Below are 3,208 nucleotides of genomic sequence, written 5' to 3'. Positions count from 1 at the left end.
CTCGCCGGTCGCGGGCACGCTCGCGGGCGAGCCGCTGGAGATCTACCCGTTCCTCGGCAGCTACCTGCTCGCCGAGGCGATCGACTGCGCGCACGCCGACCTGGCCGTCCACGGGCACGCGCACCACGGCTCGGAGAAGGGCCTGACGCCGGGCGGGACGCGCGTCCGGAACGTGGCGCTGCCGGTGATCCGGCAGGCGTACGCGGTGTACTGCCTCACGCCCGGGGAGGACGGGTGCGACGAAGCCCTCAGCGAGCGGGCCGAGCTCCTCGGAGGAGCCTGAGCACGGCCTTCTCCACCGCTCCCTGCGTCGCCAGCTCCCCCTCCTCGACGTCCACGCCGAGTTCGGTCAGCGCGGGCGCGATGGTCCTGCCCTCCTCGTACAGCTCGATGACGCGCGGGTCGATGTAGGAGGCGCGCGCGACGGCCGGGGTGTTGCCGAGGTAGGCCGCGGTCTCCTTGACGACGCGGCTGACGGCCTGCCTGCGCCGCGTCTCGGAGCCGGCGGCCCGGGTCGAGACGGCCAGGCCGACGGCCGCGAGGACGGTGGCGTGCCAGGTGCGGAAGTCCTTGGCGGTGAAGTCGCCGCCGGTCACCTCGTGGATGTACTCGTTGACGTCGGTCGTCGTGACGTCGTGCCAGCCGCGTGCGGTCCGGTAGGCGAGCAGGCCGGGGCCGTCGTCGGCGCGGCGCTTCAGCCCGGCCACCACCTTGCGGACGGACTCCTCGGCGATCGACTGGTGCCGCTCCTTGGAGCCCTTGGCGGGGTACTCGAAGACGATCTCGTCGCGGCGGCAGGTCACGTGCTCGCGCAGGACGGTCGCGACCCCGTAGGTGCCGTTCTCGGCCGCGTACTCCTCACCGCCGATGCGGAAGAAGCCGAGGTCGATCAGGCGGAGCCCGGCGGCCAGGACGCGCTCGCGCGGGTATCCGCGCAGGGCGAGGTCGGCGGCGAGGCGCTCGCGTGCAGCGGGCAGGCGCTCGGCGAGGTCCAGCACGCGGTCGTGCTTCTCGCGGTCGCGGTGCTCGCGCCACGCCGGGTGGTAGAGGTACTGGCGGCGGCCCGCCGCGTCCACGCCGACGGCCTGGATGTGCCCGGCCGGGTCGGGGCAGATCCACACGTCCTTCCAGGCGGGCGGGATCACCAGCGCCTTGATCCGGGCGATCTCCTCAGGGTCGGTGAGCGGCCGCCCGTCCGGTTCCAGGTAGCGCCAGCCGCGCCCGCAGCGCCGCCGCGCGAGCCCCGGCGCGGACGGGTCGCTGCGGGCCGGCTCGCCGGTCGCGGTCATCCGGGATGGATCTCGCCGCCCGCCGGGACCAGCGTCTGCCCGGTGTAGTACGACGACAGCCGGTTGGACGCGAAGAACACGTACGACGGGGCGATCTCGTCCGGATCGGCGGCCCGTCCCATCGGCGTCTGCTTCCCGAAGCCCTCGACGCGCTCCGCGGGGAACGTCGCCGGGATCAGCGGCGTCCAGACCGGGCCGGGCGCCACGGTGTTCACCCGGACCTCCTTGTCGGCCAGCGACTGCGCGAGCGACTGGGCCAGCACCATCGCGGCGCCCTTGCTGGCGGCGTAGTCGATGAGCGTCTTGTTGCCGCGCAGCCCGTTGATGGACCCGGTGATCACGATGGACGAACCGGCGCCCAGGTGGTCCAGCGCCTCCTGGACGATCCAGAACAGCGACAGCACGTTGACGTCGAAGGTGCGGCGCAGCTGCGCGTCGTCGATCTGGCGGACGTCCTCCACCGGCTTCTGCGTCCCGTGGTGCAGGACGACGACGTCGAGTCCGCCCAGGTCGCGGGCCGCGTGCTGGACGACCTCGCGCGCGTGCCGCTCCTCGGCCAGGTCGCCGCCGAGCGTGACGCAGCGGCGTCCCTCGGCCTCGACCAGCTTGGCGGTGTGCCGCGCGTCGTCGTCCTCCTCCAGATAGGTGAGCGCGACGTCCGCGCCCTCCTTGGCGAACGCGACCGACACCGCGCGCCCGATCCCGGAGTCCCCGCCGGTGATCAGCGCCCGCCGCCCGGCCAGCAGGCCCGACCCCGTGTAGTCGCGCATCTCGTCGCGCGGCCGCGGCTCCATGTCCCCCGTCCGGCCGGGGTAGGACTGGCTCTGCGCGGCCGGGTCGACGGGTCGCTCGCTTCTGCCTTGCTCGTTCATGGCGTCCTCCCTCCCTGGTGGTGCGCCCTGCCCGGAGAGGCGCGGGGCAAACCGGGCCGCTGATCGAGTCCGCCCGCGACACGCCCGTGAACCTCATTCGGTCACGTCCGGTATTGCGGCCGCCGACCCGGCGCGCCGCCCGACCGGCCCGGGATGGGCGCGGCGGCGGATTCGGTCAGGGCCCCGCGCGCCGTCCGGACGGACCTTTCACCGGGCGCCGCACGGCCTCTTACGGCCACGCCATGAAGCCCTGACCAGGATTTTCCTGTTCCTGTGCCCCGTCGGCCGGAGTTCGGCCCGCGACGCCCACGGAGCTTCCGGGGAGTAGGGCGTAGCGGCGTCCGGCGGCACGGGTACCTACTGGCTGCCGAAAACGCCGCGCCGGGGCGGCGTGGCGAGGGCGGAGGGCGGTGGGGACGCCGGATGAGGATGTTCGGGCGGGGGCCACGACGACCGGCGGGCGGCACACCGGGCGGGGACGGGCGCGCTGACGGGGAGCGGCCCGAGGACACGAGGTCCGAGGAGCGGGAGCGGGCGGCGGAGGACGGGCCGCTGCTCGGGCCCAAGCTGGCCGAGCCGCACGGCTGGTACGGGCGGGCGGACGAGATGGCGCGGACCGACATGGTCACCATGACCCGGCAGCTCCCGCGCCTGATCGGGCAGGTCGGACGGCTCGGCTGGCAGGCCAGCAGGCGCGACCTGCTCGTCACCGTCGTGTTCAACGCCGTCGCCGGGGGGTTCCGGCAGATCTCCGTGGACGGCATCACCTTCACCTACCCCGGCGCGGACGAGCCGGCGCTGCGGGACGTGTCGGTGCGGCTGCGGCGCGGCGAGGTCGTCGCGCTGGTGGGGGAGAACGGGTCGGGCAAGACCACGCTCGCCAAGATCATCGCCGGGCTGTACGCGCCGGAGCGGGGCCGGGTCCGCTGGGACGACGTCGTGGTGACCCGGCTCGACCCGGAGGTGCTGCGCCGGGACATCGCGGTCGTCGCGCAGGACCACACGCACTGGCCGATGACCGCCGCCGACAACATCGCGATGGGCGAC

The 3,208-nt window shown here is 74.2% G+C and carries 4 protein-coding genes; 2 read left to right on the top strand and 2 right to left on the bottom strand.

Going from position 1 to position 3,208, the window contains the following annotated elements; all coding sequences use genetic code 11:
* On the top strand, positions 1–283 hold a 283-nt coding region (locus tag AB0J52_RS33585; RefSeq protein WP_500186896.1), incomplete at its 5' end, for a metallophosphoesterase family protein.
* On the opposite strand, the gene AB0J52_RS33580 is transcribed toward AB0J52_RS33585, so the two are convergent.
* Both AB0J52_RS33580 and AB0J52_RS33575 read right to left on the bottom strand, forming a co-directional pair.
* On the bottom strand, positions 249–1,289 hold the full coding sequence (locus AB0J52_RS33580) for a DNA topoisomerase IB (RefSeq protein ID WP_500186894.1): 1,041 nt from the start codon (positions 1,287–1,289) through the stop codon (positions 249–251). The genes AB0J52_RS33585 and AB0J52_RS33580 overlap by 35 nt on opposite strands.
* Entirely contained in the window at positions 1,286–2,161 is an 876-nt protein-coding gene (locus tag AB0J52_RS33575; RefSeq protein ID WP_500186893.1) for an SDR family oxidoreductase, read from the bottom strand. Before AB0J52_RS33575 ends, AB0J52_RS33580 begins: the two co-directional genes overlap by 4 nt.
* A 423-nt stretch (positions 2,162–2,584) precedes the next feature.
* Between AB0J52_RS33575 and AB0J52_RS33570 the strand changes: the two genes are divergently transcribed.
* Positions 2,585–3,208, top strand: a 624-nt coding sequence (locus AB0J52_RS33570) for an ATP-binding cassette domain-containing protein (protein WP_500186892.1), incomplete at its 3' end; no start/stop codon positions are given.

It is taken from the genome of Spirillospora sp. NPDC049652 (genome assembly GCF_040675125.1).
Taxonomy (GTDB): domain Bacteria; phylum Actinomycetota; class Actinomycetes; order Streptosporangiales; family Streptosporangiaceae; genus Spirillospora.
This window is presented reverse-complemented; position numbering and strand designations above follow the sequence as displayed.

Coding starts and splice junctions, on each gene's coding strand:
- AB0J52_RS33580 (WP_500186894.1), bottom strand. CDS start 1,289: ATGACCGCGACCGGCGAGCCGGCCCGCAGCGACCCGTCCGCGCCGGGG.
- AB0J52_RS33575 (WP_500186893.1), bottom strand. CDS start 2,161: ATGAACGAGCAAGGCAGAAGCGAGCGACCCGTCGACCCGGCCGCGCAG.